This is a genomic window from Paenibacillus sp. FSL H8-0261, from assembly GCF_045040645.1.
Taxonomy (GTDB): Bacteria; Bacillota; Bacilli; order Paenibacillales; family Paenibacillaceae; genus Paenibacillus_AQ.
On the sequence record NZ_CP150297.1, the window covers coordinates 6,437,152 to 6,450,907 of the forward strand.

Annotated in this window: 13 protein-coding genes; all 13 read right to left on the reverse strand. The window is 46.1% G+C overall.

Annotated features, from left to right (window positions below; all coding sequences use genetic code 11):
* Positions 1 to 10 precede the first annotated feature (10 nt).
* On the reverse strand, positions 11 to 1,138 hold the full coding sequence (locus tag MHI27_RS28730) for a glycosyltransferase family 4 protein (protein ID WP_042131352.1): 1,128 nt from the start codon (positions 1,136 to 1,138) through the stop codon (positions 11 to 13).
* A 116-nt stretch (positions 1,139 to 1,254) separates the two neighbouring features.
* Positions 1,255 to 2,010, reverse strand: a complete 756-nt coding sequence (locus tag MHI27_RS28735; protein ID WP_405175184.1) for a WecB/TagA/CpsF family glycosyltransferase — start codon at positions 2,008 to 2,010, stop codon at positions 1,255 to 1,257.
* Positions 2,011 to 2,016: 6 nt separating this feature from the next.
* Positions 2,017 to 3,153, reverse strand: coding sequence for a polysaccharide pyruvyl transferase CsaB (gene csaB / locus MHI27_RS28740; RefSeq protein WP_405175185.1), 1,137 nt, complete (start codon positions 3,151 to 3,153; stop codon positions 2,017 to 2,019).
* Positions 3,129 to 5,165 (reverse strand): DUF5693 family protein, encoded by a 2,037-nt coding sequence (locus MHI27_RS28745; RefSeq protein WP_405175186.1) that lies wholly within the window; start codon positions 5,163 to 5,165, stop codon positions 3,129 to 3,131. Before MHI27_RS28745 ends, csaB begins: the two co-directional genes overlap by 25 nt.
* A gap of 134 nt (positions 5,166 to 5,299) precedes the next feature.
* On the reverse strand, positions 5,300 to 7,021 hold the full coding sequence (locus tag MHI27_RS28750) for a phospho-sugar mutase (protein ID WP_042192445.1): 1,722 nt from the start codon (positions 7,019 to 7,021) through the stop codon (positions 5,300 to 5,302).
* A gap of 47 nt (positions 7,022 to 7,068) precedes the next feature.
* Entirely contained in the window at positions 7,069 to 7,491 is a 423-nt protein-coding gene (fabZ, locus tag MHI27_RS28755; protein WP_042192447.1) for a 3-hydroxyacyl-ACP dehydratase FabZ, read from the reverse strand.
* A gap of 257 nt (positions 7,492 to 7,748) precedes the next feature.
* Positions 7,749 to 7,985, reverse strand: coding sequence for a DNA-directed RNA polymerase subunit beta (locus MHI27_RS28760; RefSeq protein WP_042192450.1), 237 nt, complete (start codon positions 7,983 to 7,985; stop codon positions 7,749 to 7,751).
* A 10-nt stretch (positions 7,986 to 7,995) separates the two neighbouring features.
* Positions 7,996 to 8,817: a flagellar hook-basal body protein gene (locus MHI27_RS28765; RefSeq protein WP_339243781.1), complete on the reverse strand. Its 822-nt coding sequence runs from the start codon at positions 8,815 to 8,817 to the stop codon at positions 7,996 to 7,998.
* A gap of 52 nt (positions 8,818 to 8,869) precedes the next feature.
* On the reverse strand, positions 8,870 to 9,748 hold the full coding sequence (locus MHI27_RS28770; protein ID WP_149645345.1) for a flagellar hook-basal body protein: 879 nt from the start codon (positions 9,746 to 9,748) through the stop codon (positions 8,870 to 8,872).
* A 47-nt stretch (positions 9,749 to 9,795) separates the two neighbouring features.
* Positions 9,796 to 10,794, reverse strand: a complete 999-nt coding sequence (locus MHI27_RS28775; protein ID WP_042192456.1) for a rod shape-determining protein — start codon at positions 10,792 to 10,794, stop codon at positions 9,796 to 9,798.
* A 129-nt stretch (positions 10,795 to 10,923) separates the two neighbouring features.
* Positions 10,924 to 11,211 carry a sporulation transcriptional regulator SpoIIID gene (gene spoIIID / locus MHI27_RS28780; RefSeq protein WP_019915029.1) on the reverse strand — a complete coding sequence of 96 codons (288 nt, stop codon included), beginning with the start codon at positions 11,209 to 11,211 and terminating at the stop codon, positions 10,924 to 10,926.
* Between the two features lie 271 nt (positions 11,212 to 11,482).
* A complete protein-coding gene (locus tag MHI27_RS28785) occupies positions 11,483 to 12,217 on the reverse strand; it encodes a M23 family metallopeptidase (RefSeq protein WP_042192459.1) in 735 nt (244 codons plus the stop codon).
* A 61-nt stretch (positions 12,218 to 12,278) separates the two neighbouring features.
* Positions 12,279 to 13,430: a stage II sporulation protein D gene (spoIID, locus tag MHI27_RS28790; protein WP_405175187.1), complete on the reverse strand. Its 1,152-nt coding sequence runs from the start codon at positions 13,428 to 13,430 to the stop codon at positions 12,279 to 12,281.
* Positions 13,431 to 13,756 lie beyond the last annotated feature (326 nt).

The window sequence follows — 13,756 nt, forward strand, 5'->3', positions numbered from 1 at the left end:
GCTTAGTCACTTAGGACTTAGAGCCTCTTTCCGGATCAGCCTTCATACGCATTCTTAAAAAGAAATCAATCAGCGGCCGTTTAGTCTTCCCGATCAAACCTGTGATTTCAGCACCAATCTGCAGGAAGAAGAGCATGATACAGATGACCACGAACGTAACCCAGTTCGCTTCATAAAGAGCTGCGGATGATTGAATGACAGCTAGAATACCGAAAAACGCAGCAATACCATAAATAATAAGTACAGTCTGGCGGTGGCTAAAGCCAAGCTCGCGTAGACAGTGATGCAAGTGACCTTTATCTGGTGCGAAGATTGGTTTCTTTTGCAGCTTACGGCGCACGATCGCAAAGAACGTGTCCGACAATGGTACACCGATAATAAGCAAAGGTGTAATAAACGAAACCACTGCAATCTGTTTAAATCCTAGCAAAGCAAGTAATGCCAAGCAAAAGCCTAAGAACAGCGAACCCGTATCTCCCATGAAAATCTTAGCAGGATGGAAGTTAAAGAACAGGAATCCGATGATGCTACCCAAAAGCAACAGACACAGCATTGCCACCATGGTGTTTCCCATCACGAAAGCCATTGCCGCAATCGTAGCAATTGCAATTCCTGATACACCAGCCGCAAGCCCGTCCAGCCCGTCGATCAGATTAACGGCATTGGTAACACCGACAATCCAGAAAATCGTAAGCGGAATAGCAATCCAGCTCTCCAGTGAGGAATACGTATTGTTAAATGGAATATTCACAAAATCTACAGTAATACCAAAGCCGAAAACAACGATACAGGCTGCGATAATTTGGCCCAGTAGCTTCACTTTTGCTGATAATTCGAATCGGTCGTCGAGTGCACCGATAAGTACAATCAGTCCGCCACCACACAGCAGCGCTTTGATGAAGTTGACCTCCCGCGGAGTGAACTCGTATGGAATAATCGGCAATACGGCAAGCAGGCCTAACACAAACGCTAGAAAAATAGCTAATCCGCCAAGGCGGGGCATAATTTTCGTGTGCACTTTACGAGCATTCGGCACATCTGTTGCACCAATCTTAATGGCGAATTTCTTCACCAAAGGTGTGAGGCCAAGTGCGAGTCCCATGCATACGATAAATCCAGCGATGTATATGATTAACATTTGATCAGTCGACCCCCATTTCTCTACCGCATTGAATTATACGCTGTTACAAAAACAAATTCCAATCCTTTATTTAGGCTATTTATCTCATTTTCTAGGTGAATATCGGCATTTTGCTAGACTTTTGTTACTTTATCTTTCTCACGCACCACTTTTAATGCGAATTTCGGCAGTGCAAGCATTCGTTTGTACCGTGTAGGTTCTTTTAGGAGACGGTACAACCATTCTATTCTCATTTTTTGGAAGGCTATTGGCGCTCTTTTGCTCTTCCCAGAGATCACGTCAAAGCTGCCGCCGACCCCCATCATGATCGGAACGCCCAGTTTGGACTTATATTTAGCAATCCAAGGTTCCTGACTATCCGCACCTCTGGCAACAAATAATAAGTCAGGATTAGCCTTAACGATTCCAGCAACAATTTCTTCATCTGCATCCGGACCAAAATAACCGTCGTGATATCCTGCAATGATAACACCCGGATATTGCAATTGTAACCTTTCAGCGGTTTCCTGAATCACTTCAGGCGTAGAACCTAGGAGATATACCTTCCAACTATATCTTTCACCCTGCCGCATCAATTCATGTAACAGATCATAACCTGCTACCCGTTCTGATACCGGCTCATTACAATAATTAGCAGCCCATACAACACCTGTCCCATCGGGGACAACCAATTCAGCCGATTTCATAATATCCATATAAGCTGGATCTTCCAGTGCAGCCATAACCATAATGGGATTAGCTGTAATCACTTGATGCGGGATACGGGTATGAACAGCCTCCGTCAAATAGGCAACCGTTGCTGCCATATCAACTTTCGAGACTCTAATTCCAAAAATAGGAACTGTAGGTACCGCGCTTTCTGCTTTCACTTTAGATCATCCTTTATGGTGAAAATATTCTACGATTTGCCGAGCTGGTGCCTCTGCTTCTTGAATCAACTTGGAAAGGACATCTTCCCGTGCTGCTCTCCATACCTGCCCTGTATTCAAAAGATGGACAATCTCGGCAGCAACATGTTCAGCATCAAGTGTGTTCGTTGGTCCAACAGGGTGGCACTGAATTCTGTCTAGAAAATGATCGATCTTCGGATCATAAGAAATACCAATCAGTGGAACACGTCTTCCAGCCGCGTAGATCAAGCTATGAAGTCGCATACCAATCAGAACATCGCATTGTCCCACTTCCCGTAGCATATGCTGCGGGTGAATGGCATCCTCACAAATACTGACCTGCCCACCATGCTCGGTTATATTTCCCTTCAGTTTATCCATCACATAACGTGAAGCCTCATTGTCCGAAGGGGTGTGAAAAGGGAGAAATCGCAAATGTAACGGAACCTCACGGTTGGCCTTAATCAAGCCTTGTGCAAGAGCCTCCAGTTCTCTGCGGTCTTGCTCCCAAAAACGCACCGATATCCCAATCACCGGAAGTGAATCAGATAATTCTGAAGATTGTGTAGTAGCATCCGTGTCTTCTGGCAAAGACAAGCCCATAACCGGGTCGGGAACAACCTCTATCTTCTTCTGTTCCAGTCCCATAGATAGGAGAAGCTCGCGGGATTGTTCATCCCGCACAGATATATAAGTACATTTACGAAACACGGATTTGATTAAAGGGTGAAAAAGCTTGCGATTCACTGGCCCGATACCTTGAGCATAGATAAAGGTTGGTCTCCCCATCCACTGCGCAAGCTTGATAATACCTAAATAGTAAGGAATACTCTTGCTGCCTGTGACATCCTGCAGTAAGCTACCCCCACCGCTGATCAGACCAGCGCTCTCATAAATCGCTTGACGGACTTCAACAAGCTTCATCCGGTGCACGGATTTCACTCCGTATGTGGCGCTCGTCCACTCAGGATCAATGGACAGCACTATAGGCTCAATGGATATACCCAAAGCTTGAGACTGTTTCTGCATTGCAATTAGAATGGACTGCAACACCGCCTCATCTCCACTGTTACGGAAACCATAGTAACCAGAGATAACTATCTTTTTAGGAGTGGCGACCATCGTTTCCAACACCCTTCTGCAATCTGCCATACGATTACGGCAATTATACCAATGATCAGTCCGAGTCCAAGACCGAGCAATCCACGAACCAGCGAGATCAGAACAGGTGAATGAATATGTGCAAAGGTATCCACCATGGAGAGTTGACCAATTACGGCAATGATCATGATAAATGCTGCATTCCGATATCTAAAGGCCAGGAATGCACCAAGAATTAATAACGGATGTGCGAGCAAAAACTCTTTATTACGCGGCCGGACACCAACCGTATTCTCTAGGAATGTACGGAAGGCCATTTCTAGAGGTGTTACGTTACCACCATTTCCAGTACGGCTTAAATAATACATACCTACGACCCCAAGAACCATAGCGGCAAGAACCATAGCTAATGTGATTGGTGTACGCAGCAGCTTACCTGTCTTGTTAAAGACAAACTCTCCACGATAGAGGAGTACATAAAGTGCTACAAGGCCGATAGGCGCCATATGGAGCAGACTAACACCACGGAACTGGTCCAGCACTAGACTGTAGGTTATGTTGTTGAGCAGTGCGATCACGAATGGCACAGCGCTCAAAGAAATTAATGAAGTCTTCAAATAAAGCACCAGACTATGCGTAAACCGACGTTGCGGGCTCATAGCCTTGTAGGTAAGGGTATTGTTCCGTAGCGGAGGTCCCATTTCATTAACCTTACGAATGGCAAGTACAACCGCCAGGGTTGGTGCACTTATCGCAGCCGCTAGCGCCAGTGCCTGCTCAAATAGCTCTGGTTTCAAGACCAGCAGGCCTGCACTTCCCAGTAATCCTAGCACCCATGCTGGGATCGTAAGCCATGGAATAAAGTAAGAAATCAGCAGCGCTACTAATGAGACTGCGCCAACTACCGCAACTAGCTTGAAGTAACGCTGATAAGACGAATCTACAACTTCAAAAGCCGTAGCTTGTCCTAACTTAAACCCATTGTCTTTGATCTGCTCAACGGCACCACCAGGATCACTCAGACTCGTGACAAGGTTGTCTAGCGTATCTGTAATCTGTGCCTTAGCTGTATTCCGTGAAGGAATCGTATTTAAATAAATCATGCGGATATTGCGATCCTTTGTTGCCAGCGCGAAACGATCTGAGATCACTTTTGGATCTAAGGCAGAGTCCCCTTCGCTAAGGGAGTATAACCGTGTTACGTTATAGTCCAGCAAATAAGCAAGCTTGTTAAAGCCCTTCTGCTGCTTCTTAATATTTTCAATTGCTGCAATTCCGATTCCACGTTCCTTAAGGAGATTTGCAAAGTCAGTGATACTAGCCGTATCGGCATCATCATTAAACCCTTTAACGGACTCTCCCTCGAATAGGATTCGTTTTACACCCAATTCTTCATAACGATCTAACAGCTTCTTAACTGTCGCGTTATTATAAGTCAAAGAATCCACAAGACGCGGTACAATGGTGAACCCTTTGTCATGCAGCATCTCCAGTGTAAATGGATCCGGCTGAAGTGGCTTCAGTGTAGCATCTTCTATTGGAGTCTCAATAATAAGACCTTGTTGTCCGCGGAAACTCCATTCCTTCGAAGTAATCCCAAGATTACCGAATGCCTCTTTAATGACAGGCGCCAGGGCCTGGTAGTAATCAGGATTAGTAAAAAGAACATAAGTATAGTTCTCATTCACCGGAATGATTGTATCCGTAAGATTAGCGATATCAGCCGCACCCCACATCATTAGACGACGCGCCTTCCGATAATCTTCCAGCGTGCTTTCGTAAATCGCCATACTCTGAACACCAGCATCTTTTAGACGATCTAACTGTTCGGAAATATAATCCTGCGGATTTGCACGATAGCTTGCTACTTCAACTAAATCACGGTAATCAAATACAAATTCCACTGTCTTGGAAGACTTCTCCGTCTGCAGACGGTCATAGACAACTGGCAAGGCAGCTAAAACGCCAACCACAACTATGATCCACAGCCACTTTCGGGAAGAAATATTCCAACGTTGCCATTTTTGCTGCACCAAAAGTACCTCCTCTTTCACTTCAAAACTCTTTTTACAAAAGTAGAAACGGATCGTCATCCTTTTAGAGACGGTACCCGTTTCTACGTAAAAAATATAATTTCACAATATAGAGCGCGATCTATATTCTTATTTTATTGTTCCCCGTCAACACGAGCCATAACCTGCTTGGATAGTGTAGCTACCTTATCCTTAGCATTCTGCAAGGATTCACCCACAACCGCAAAATAAACTTTAATCTTTGGCTCGGTACCTGAAGGACGCAGGCAGAACCATGAACCGTCAGCCAGCAAATACTTTAGTACATTTTCCTTCGGCAGACCATTCAAGCCTAGCGAATAATCCAGCACCTCTGTAACGGCAGATCCCGCAATTTCTTGTGGAGCATTCGTACGCCAATCATTCATGATACCTTGAATTTGCGCAACGCCATCCTTACCCTTCAGTGTACGGGACTCCAGGCTTTCCAAGAAGTATCCGAACTGCTCATACAATTCCTGAAGAACATCATATAATGTTTTGCCTTGAGCTTTGTAATAAGCACCTGCTTCAGCGATCAACATAGCCGCAAGAACGGCGTCCTTATCACGAGCATAGTTACCTGCAAGATAACCATAGCTTTCTTCATAACCGAAAAGATATGTGTAATCTCCGGATTGTTCGAATTGAGTCATTTTTTCCCCAATATATTTGAATCCCGTTAGCGTATTAAATACAGTTGCACCATAATGAGAGGCTACAGCAGCCCCCATCTCGCTCGTCACGATAGTCTTCACAACTGCACCATTGCTAGGCAACTTACCTTGTTCCTGTAAACGGCTCAAATAATAATGAATCATCAAAGCTCCAGATTGATTGCCCGACAAAACAACAAATTTACCCTCATTATCGCGAACCACTGCCCCCATACGGTCTGCATCGGGATCCGTGCCAATTAAGAGGTCTGCATTCAACTCTTCGCCCAGCTTCATAGCCAGTGTAAAGGCTTCGCGTTCTTCTGGGTTCGGTGATTTTACAGTGGAAAATTCGGAATCTGGTTGTTCTTGCTCAGGTACAACATGCACCTGTGTGAAACCTATTTTCTCAAGCACATGGCGGACTGGCAGGTTACCAGTACCATGTAGCGGGGTGTATACGATTTTGAAGTCTTTTCCAAGCGTAGAGGCGATCTCTTCACTTGCAAGACTAACCGCAGCGACAGTATCGGTAAACGCTTCGTCATCCTTCTCACCAAGCCAGTGCAGCAGACCTTGACGCTCCGCTTCTTCTTGGGAAATCCGCTTCACACCATCAAAAGTGTCAACCCCTAATATGTAAGAAATGACCTTTTCGGCTTCGTCAGGGACAAGCTGTCCACCTTCAGAATTATAAACCTTATACCCGTTATATTCAGGCGGATTATGACTTGCAGTAATAACAATACCGCCCGTTGCCTTCAAATGGCGCACGCTGAACGACAATTGGGGTGTTGAGCGCAGAGAAGTAAATAAATGAGCCTCAATGCCATTAGCAGCCAATACAAGAGCAGCCTCAAGTGTGAATTCAGGCGAGAAACGACGGGAGTCATGAGCGATAACAACAGAAGGTCTTCCCGCTCCAGTATGCGTCTCCAGAATATATTTAGCGAAACCTTGTGTAGCTCTACCTACCGTATAACGATTGATACGATTACTACCTGCGCCAATTACACCGCGTAGACCACCTGTACCGAATTCTAGATCTCTATAAAATCGTTCCTCGAGCTCCTGTGGCTCGTTCTCCAGAGCGCGCAGCTCCGCCTTCGTAGACTCATCAACAGATGCGTTCTCCAGCCAGCGAGATAAGGTTTCTGCCGCTTTTGGGCTTAATTGAGTCATTTAGAATCTCTCCTTCTCCATGTATAATATATATTCGCTAATTAATATTAGCTGAGCGCAAACATAATTTCCCCAGAGGCAACAACTTTCCCCTCAACCGACGCAGTAGCTTGTCCTTTTCCAATACTGCCCTTAAGGCGAGTAATCTCCACTTCAAGAGTGAGCGTATCTCCCGGTACGACTTGACCACGGAAACGGAATCCATCGAGCCCGGCTAAAAAGCCAATCCGACCGCGATTCGCTTCTACCCCTAAAATAGCAACCGCACCAACTTGTGCAAGAGCTTCTGTAATCAGTACGCCCGGCATTACCGGATAACCTGGAAAATGACCTGCGAAGAAAGGTTCGTTGATCGTTACATTTTTAATGCCAACAGCTCGTTTACCCATTTCAATCTCAGTGATCTTGTCCACCAGCAGAAATGGAGGCCGATGGGGAATGATTTCTTGAATTTGGTTGATATCCAGCATTATTAACAAAACTCCTTTCGGATGTTACTTCATTTATTCTTCGCCGAACTGCATAAATTTAGGCAGCTTCGGTAAAAACTATATATATCCTTCACCACCTGCAGAAGTGGAGGTTGAGATAAGGGGCTTTCTCCACCGGATGCGATAGCATGGCGGAGAGGGCCCTTTTTGCTGCCCGAGGCCCCCCACCATTATACATTTATCCGTATAAAAAAGAAAACTCCCTTAAGCAAGAAGGGAGTCGTTATCATCTTAAATTATGGAGCAAAAACCAAATCATAGACATGTTTCCATGTGCTCCATTGTAGAACATCGCTAAACTCTTTTTTGCCAAGGACAACGTAACCGACAACCAGTCCGCCTCCAAGTGCAGCTATGAGAAGCAAAGGAATAAGAATCCACTGGATAAGTGTCCATTTTGATAATCCTCGCCGCTTCGGCTCTTTCTTGTCTTCTGGTTTGTCTTCCGACTTCACCTTTTTCTGACGTTCCATTCCTTCACCTCTACCCGCGCATGTTATTGGCCAGACCTAGCATCTGATCACTGGAAGAAAGCGCCCGAGCTGCGAGTTGATACGTACGTTGAATCTGCATCATTTCTGTCATTTCTGTGGTCATATCGACATTTGACTGCTCCAGCCACCCTGAGCGTACTCCAATTCCAGACGCCTCACCTGCCGCTCTTTGTACAAAAGCCTGCTGTGCTGTAACTCCATCGGCAAGCATATAGAAATTCCCGTCCACTGCCTTTAAAGCATTCTGTGTCTTAGGTTCTACAATCATTATAGTACCTGCTACCCGAACAGGTCCATTCTCTGACTGTTTCGTTAATACACGACCGGATTCATCGATAGCTGCATTCACACCCACAGGGACCGTTAAAGGATTACCTGCTGTATTCAGTACCGGATTCCCCGTATTATCTACAAGGACCATCTTGGTTGTATCGGTGGTGTCAGGCGTAAAGTGAAAGTCACCTTGTCTTGTATAAGCTGTAGTTCCATTGACCTGAACTCCAAACAGCCCATTACCCTGAAGCGCCAAGTCGGTTGGATTACCTGTTTCTTTAAGGGGACCTTCTTCCCAATTAGTCGTAATCGAAGGCACATAAGTCCCGAAACCGATATTAAAACCTAGAGGTGTAGCGCGGCCCGGCTGATCATAGTCATCCGATTGCTGCTGCACACGAGTCAGCACATCCTCAAAGGAGCCTTTCTTGCTCTTATAACCATTTGTATCCATATTGGCTAGATTATCCGCTATAATATCAAGCCGCTGCTGAAGGCTGGACATGGAGACTGCTGCACTAATCGTTGAGTTGTTCATAGATCAAACCTCCTATAAGCTGTACCTGTAAAACCCATTTCATAAGCAGCACTTATACCCTGCCGACTTCAGTTACAGCCTTCTGCAAGCTGCTATCATAGTATTGGACGATCTTTTGGTTCGCTTCATATGCCCGGTATGCGGCATTCAAATCAACAGTAACCTGAGTAGGGTCAACATTGGAGCCCTCTAAATACCCTTGACGCACCTGTAAGTTATCAGTTGCATTGGAGTAACGAATGTCCGCCGCCGCTATATCATCAGCGTGAAACACACCTTTACCATCACGCACAAGCTCCTGCGGCTTTGTAACTACACTCACACCAATCTTGGTCCCTGTCGGAAGTCCTGTTACTGGATTTAGTACATTACCCTGCCCGTCCACTTTAAGGGTGTCCTGATTTCCTGTCAAGACAAGTGGCTTGCCAGTGGAATCCAGAACCTTGAAGCCTCCACTGCTCAACACTTCTCCCGTAGCCGCATTTACTGTGAAGCTTCCATTTCGGGTAAATAAGTTATTGCCCTCAGCATCCTGAACGGTAAAGAAAGCCTGTGGACGGTAAATAACCTCACCCTCAGGACTTACATATTTCCCTGAACCATCAAAGGCTATATTTTGACCCGTCACAGGGTCGGCGACTTGCAAATCTGTAGATAAAGCAAAATCCATAGACTTGCCGCTCTCCCTTAAATCACCCTGTAAATATTGGGATATTGACTGTTCTGCAAAAACTCCCGTGTTAAGGCGCCCCACCGGCGTGGTATTGCCATTAATCATAGCCGAGATCAAGACATCCGGAAAAGCATGATTAACACTGTCAACCTGCTTATATCCCGTAGTATTTAAGTTAGCGATGTTCTGTGTTGCCGTATCGTGTCTACGTTGCTGCGCAACCATACCTGCAGCGGCCGTATATAAACCTCTTATCATGAAGGTAGTCTCCTTCCGAATCTAATGCTACCTTTTATATCGGCTGCTTAGAACTTTTTCTTAACGACCTTGTCCAAATTGTCCAGCATAATTCCTGTTCCTTTTACCACACAGTGCATAGGGTCTTCCGCTACCCAAACAGGTACATGTAATTCTTCTGAGAGTAGCTCGTCCAATCCGTTAAGCAAAGCACCTCCACCAGTAAGAACCACACCCCGGTCAATGATGTCCGCAGACAATTCTGGTGGTGTACGCTCCAGTACCGATTTAGCTGCAGCCACAATGGAAGAAACCGGATCCCATAATGCTTCCTTTACCTCAGCCGCCGTAATAGTGAGCGTTTGGGGAAGTCCGCTTACCATGTCCCGGCCACGAATATCCATTTCGGACTTCATCAAACCAGGTCGAACCGTACCAATAGTAACCTTAATATCCTCTGCTGTCCGTTCACCGATCAACAATTTATACTTTTGTTTAATATATCTTAAAATGGCCTCATCGAACTTGTCTCCAGCGACTTTAATCGAAGAAGCGGTAACGACGTCGCCCATAGAAAGTACGGCTACATCCGTCGTTCCGCCACCGATATCGACGACCATGTTTCCACTTGGCTGATAAATGTCCATTCCCGCTCCAATCGCAGCGGCCTTTGGCTCTTCTTCCATAAATACTTCCTTAGCCCCGCTGCGTTCTGCCGCTTCCCGAATGGACTTTTGTTCCACAGATGTAATATTTGTAGGGGCGCATATCAGAATGCGAGGCCGTGAATACCAGGTGCGACCGCCAACACGGTCGATAAAATACTTCAGCATCATTTCCGTGACTTCAAAATCTGCAATGACACCATCCCGTAAAGGACGGATAGTTGTTATATTTCCGGGTGTACGTCCAACCATGCGACGTGCCTGTTCTCCCACCGCAAGGACTCTCTTCGTATCACTTTCAAGTGTGACCACGGAAGGTTCATCCAGAACGACTCCCCTTCCCTTAACATGTATGAGCACATTGGCCGTGCCGAGGTCGATTCCGATATCCTTGCTAAACATAATGAAAGAGCCCCCAAAGTGTTATTTTAATTGAAAAAACAGCAGTTAGTACTAAATTTAAAAATAACATACTTTAGGGGAACTACACAATGTTTTAAAGCTGAATATTTCCTTAAATTTCCGAAAATCTTATGGCTTTGATGCTACAGCAACCTCACGTTTTTTCCCCGTCGTTTTTTTATATTTAATTTTTGTGGCTTCTCCCCCCCGAAGATGTCGGATGGATTTGTGATATTCAAGAATGTGCTTCACCTGATCGGCCAGATCAGGGTTGATCTCTGGCAGACGCTCCGTCAAGTCTTTGTGCACCGTGCTTTTTGAAACGCCAAATTCCTTGGCTATGGTCCGGACCGTATGCCTGGTTTCCACGATGCAGCGTCCGATTTTGATCGTACGTTCCTTGATGTAATCGTGCACGCTCCCGCCTCCCAACTGTGGATAGTTTGGTACATTATATGAGGGGCGGGCTTATATATTCGCGCTTTCAAGACATGACAAGCCTGGGAGGGCTCATTTTATTTAATGGACAACCCAAGAAGCCTTGTTATTAGCAAGACGGAACGTCGTTGGTTCATCAAAGACAATAACCGTTTCTCATAGAAAAATAAGGCTCTTTATAAGCATGCTGCTTACGAAAAGCCTTTTTCACATAAAAACAGGGGGCATTAGCCCCCTGCAGTAAATATTCTTATCGCCCTGGCAGTAACTCTGATGGATTAACTACTTTGCCGTCCTTATACACTTCAAAGTGTACATGATTGCCAAGGTCCTTCTCGATTTCACTGCGACCTGCGGTTGCAAGCGTATCTCCTTGCTTCACAACATCGCCTTGTTTCACTTTCGTTTCGCCAAGACTTTGGTAGACGGTCTTCATATTACCTTGATGGGTAATCTCAATGACCTTACCTAACACTGCAACATCGTCCACTCTAGTAACTTCACCGCTAAGCGCTGCTTTGACGTCGAACGTATTGTTGTCTTCACGGGCAAGATCGATACCGACATTAGGAATAAATTTGTCGTTATACTGCACCATTGCGGCAACGTGATTGTCTTCTGTACCATTCTCATCATAATACGGTTTGACCACTTCTACTTCACCTGGATTGGCTACTGGCCAAACCAAGCTTTCCGCTGAAGCAAGAACTTCAAGGGCATCTGGATTACTGTTTGCAGTACCAGCTTCGTTAGTCGAAGCTCCTACTTGCTGTGATGTGGCGGCGGTGTCCAGCGGTTTTTGGCCGGCATCCTGATAGACCCACACCAAAGTTAGTATAATTGCCGCTGCCGCCGTGTAGACTGCTGGGAACACCCAACGTTTAGATAACATCTTGCTCCATGAAGAAGGTTTAGCACCTGAATCTCCCTGCGATTTTTTGAGAGATTCATCATGGTTTGTTTTGTTTTTGTCTTGTTCATTCATATGGTTATCACCTCAGTAACCAGTGTTACCGGGCTTCTATCTTTTATACGTATCTTTCAAGTTATTTTTTCAGAAGAGTTGAGATTTGCGTAAAAGAGATACCACTGTAATAGTGTTTGAGAATTTGAGTAGCCGTTCCGCCTTCCTTCGCCATCCCATTAGCTCCCCACTGACTCATTCCCACACCATGCCCATTTCCGAAGGTAGTTATATAGATTTTATTCCCCTTTCGCCCCCAACTGAATTGGCTGGAACGTAACCCTAGCTTTTCTCGCACTTCTCTTCCAGTAAAAACAGTACCTCCAATAGAGATTTCCTTAACCCGATGTCCGGTGGTGAGAGACAACACTTCTACCGGCAATTCAGAGGAAGTAGAGATATTTTTTGTCATGCCTGATTGGGTAGTATTTTTTGAAGCAGGGATTACTCTGTCGTTTAGCCCAAGTCTAGTAAGTATTTCCGAGATGGTGAATGTAGATGTCACCGCATAGTTTGGGGTGATCTCTTTCTCCCAAGGACTAGTTACACTGCGCAGATAGGGAATCGCTGCATTCCAGTATTCTTCCGAGTTCTCGGTATATCCTCCACTGGAGGCGAAAAAGGAGGCCGTAATCGGCTGTCCTTTATAGGTCATAATGATACCGCGCGTCTCAAGGACCGCGCGCTGAAGCTTTGCGAGGTCGGCGCTTCTTCCGCCGAGCTTCCACTTCCGTTCCAGCGTGTCCTTAGATACGTAAGCCTGATGGCTTACCGTATCTGTTACATCCGCCCCCGGAACGGGGACGCCGCTTCTGTCGCCAGCCAGCAGGCGGCGAAGGATAAAGGTGCGGGCCGCTACGGCCTGCGCTTTGAGCGCTTCAAGCTCAAAGCTGGCCGGCATCTCGGCCGCAAGCACGCCGCTGACGTATTCCTCCAGCGGCAACGTCTCTATTTGTCCGCTACGCGACAAATAGACGGAGACCTTCGGCTGTGGCGCTTCCTGCGCAGCCGCCTCCGGCCCCGCTGGTGCGGCTGGTGAAGCCGTTACCGTCGGCAAGGCCGGAGGCGCCGGTTGTCCCCGGTGCAGCGGGACAACCGCCAGTGGAATCAGCAGCGCCGCCAGGATAGGCGCTGCGAGCCAGGCGGCGGGACCGAGGCGCCTGAGCCGGGGAGCAAGGGGACGCGAGTGCCAGCGCGTTGACTTATTACGTCGCAAGTAGCGGAAATCTTTCATCTCTATGGCTCCTTCCGTGAGTCACTGTTGATTCTTATAGATATGAATTTACAGCAACTACTAGAACAATATTTGAGAGAAAGAGACTAGCTTTCTCGTATCTATCACTATGCCCCGCGTTAAAAAATCACAAACGAAAAAAAATCCTCATTAGATGAGGATTCAGATTTACTTTCTAATAATACAAGCAAAAACGCCTTCGCTGTCCCTATAAGGACGGTAAGCGTTTATGCGAGAAATATAAGAATAATTTATAGCGTAGAACATATAAACTCTTATATTTTAAAAAGAACAGGCCGCATCACTGCAGCCTGTTCTCACCTAAT

Coding starts and splice junctions, on each gene's coding strand:
- MHI27_RS28770 (WP_149645345.1), bottom strand. CDS start 9,748: ATGATAAGAGGTTTATATACGGCCGCTGCAGGTATGGTTGCGCAGCAA.
- spoIID (WP_405175187.1), bottom strand. CDS start 13,430: ATGAAAGATTTCCGCTACTTGCGACGTAATAAGTCAACGCGCTGGCAC.
- MHI27_RS28765 (WP_339243781.1), bottom strand. CDS start 8,817: ATGAACAACTCAACGATTAGTGCAGCAGTCTCCATGTCCAGCCTTCAG.
- csaB (WP_405175185.1), bottom strand. CDS start 3,153: ATGGTCGCCACTCCTAAAAAGATAGTTATCTCTGGTTACTATGGTTTC.
- MHI27_RS28730 (WP_042131352.1), bottom strand. CDS start 1,138: ATGTTAATCATATACATCGCTGGATTTATCGTATGCATGGGACTCGCA.
- MHI27_RS28750 (WP_042192445.1), bottom strand. CDS start 7,021: ATGACTCAATTAAGCCCAAAAGCGGCAGAAACCTTATCTCGCTGGCTG.
- MHI27_RS28785 (WP_042192459.1), bottom strand. CDS start 12,217: ATGAATGAACAAGACAAAAACAAAACAAACCATGATGAATCTCTCAAA.
- MHI27_RS28775 (WP_042192456.1), bottom strand. CDS start 10,794: ATGTTTAGCAAGGATATCGGAATCGACCTCGGCACGGCCAATGTGCTC.
- fabZ (WP_042192447.1), bottom strand. CDS start 7,491: ATGCTGGATATCAACCAAATTCAAGAAATCATTCCCCATCGGCCTCCA.
- MHI27_RS28760 (WP_042192450.1), bottom strand. CDS start 7,985: ATGGAACGTCAGAAAAAGGTGAAGTCGGAAGACAAACCAGAAGACAAG.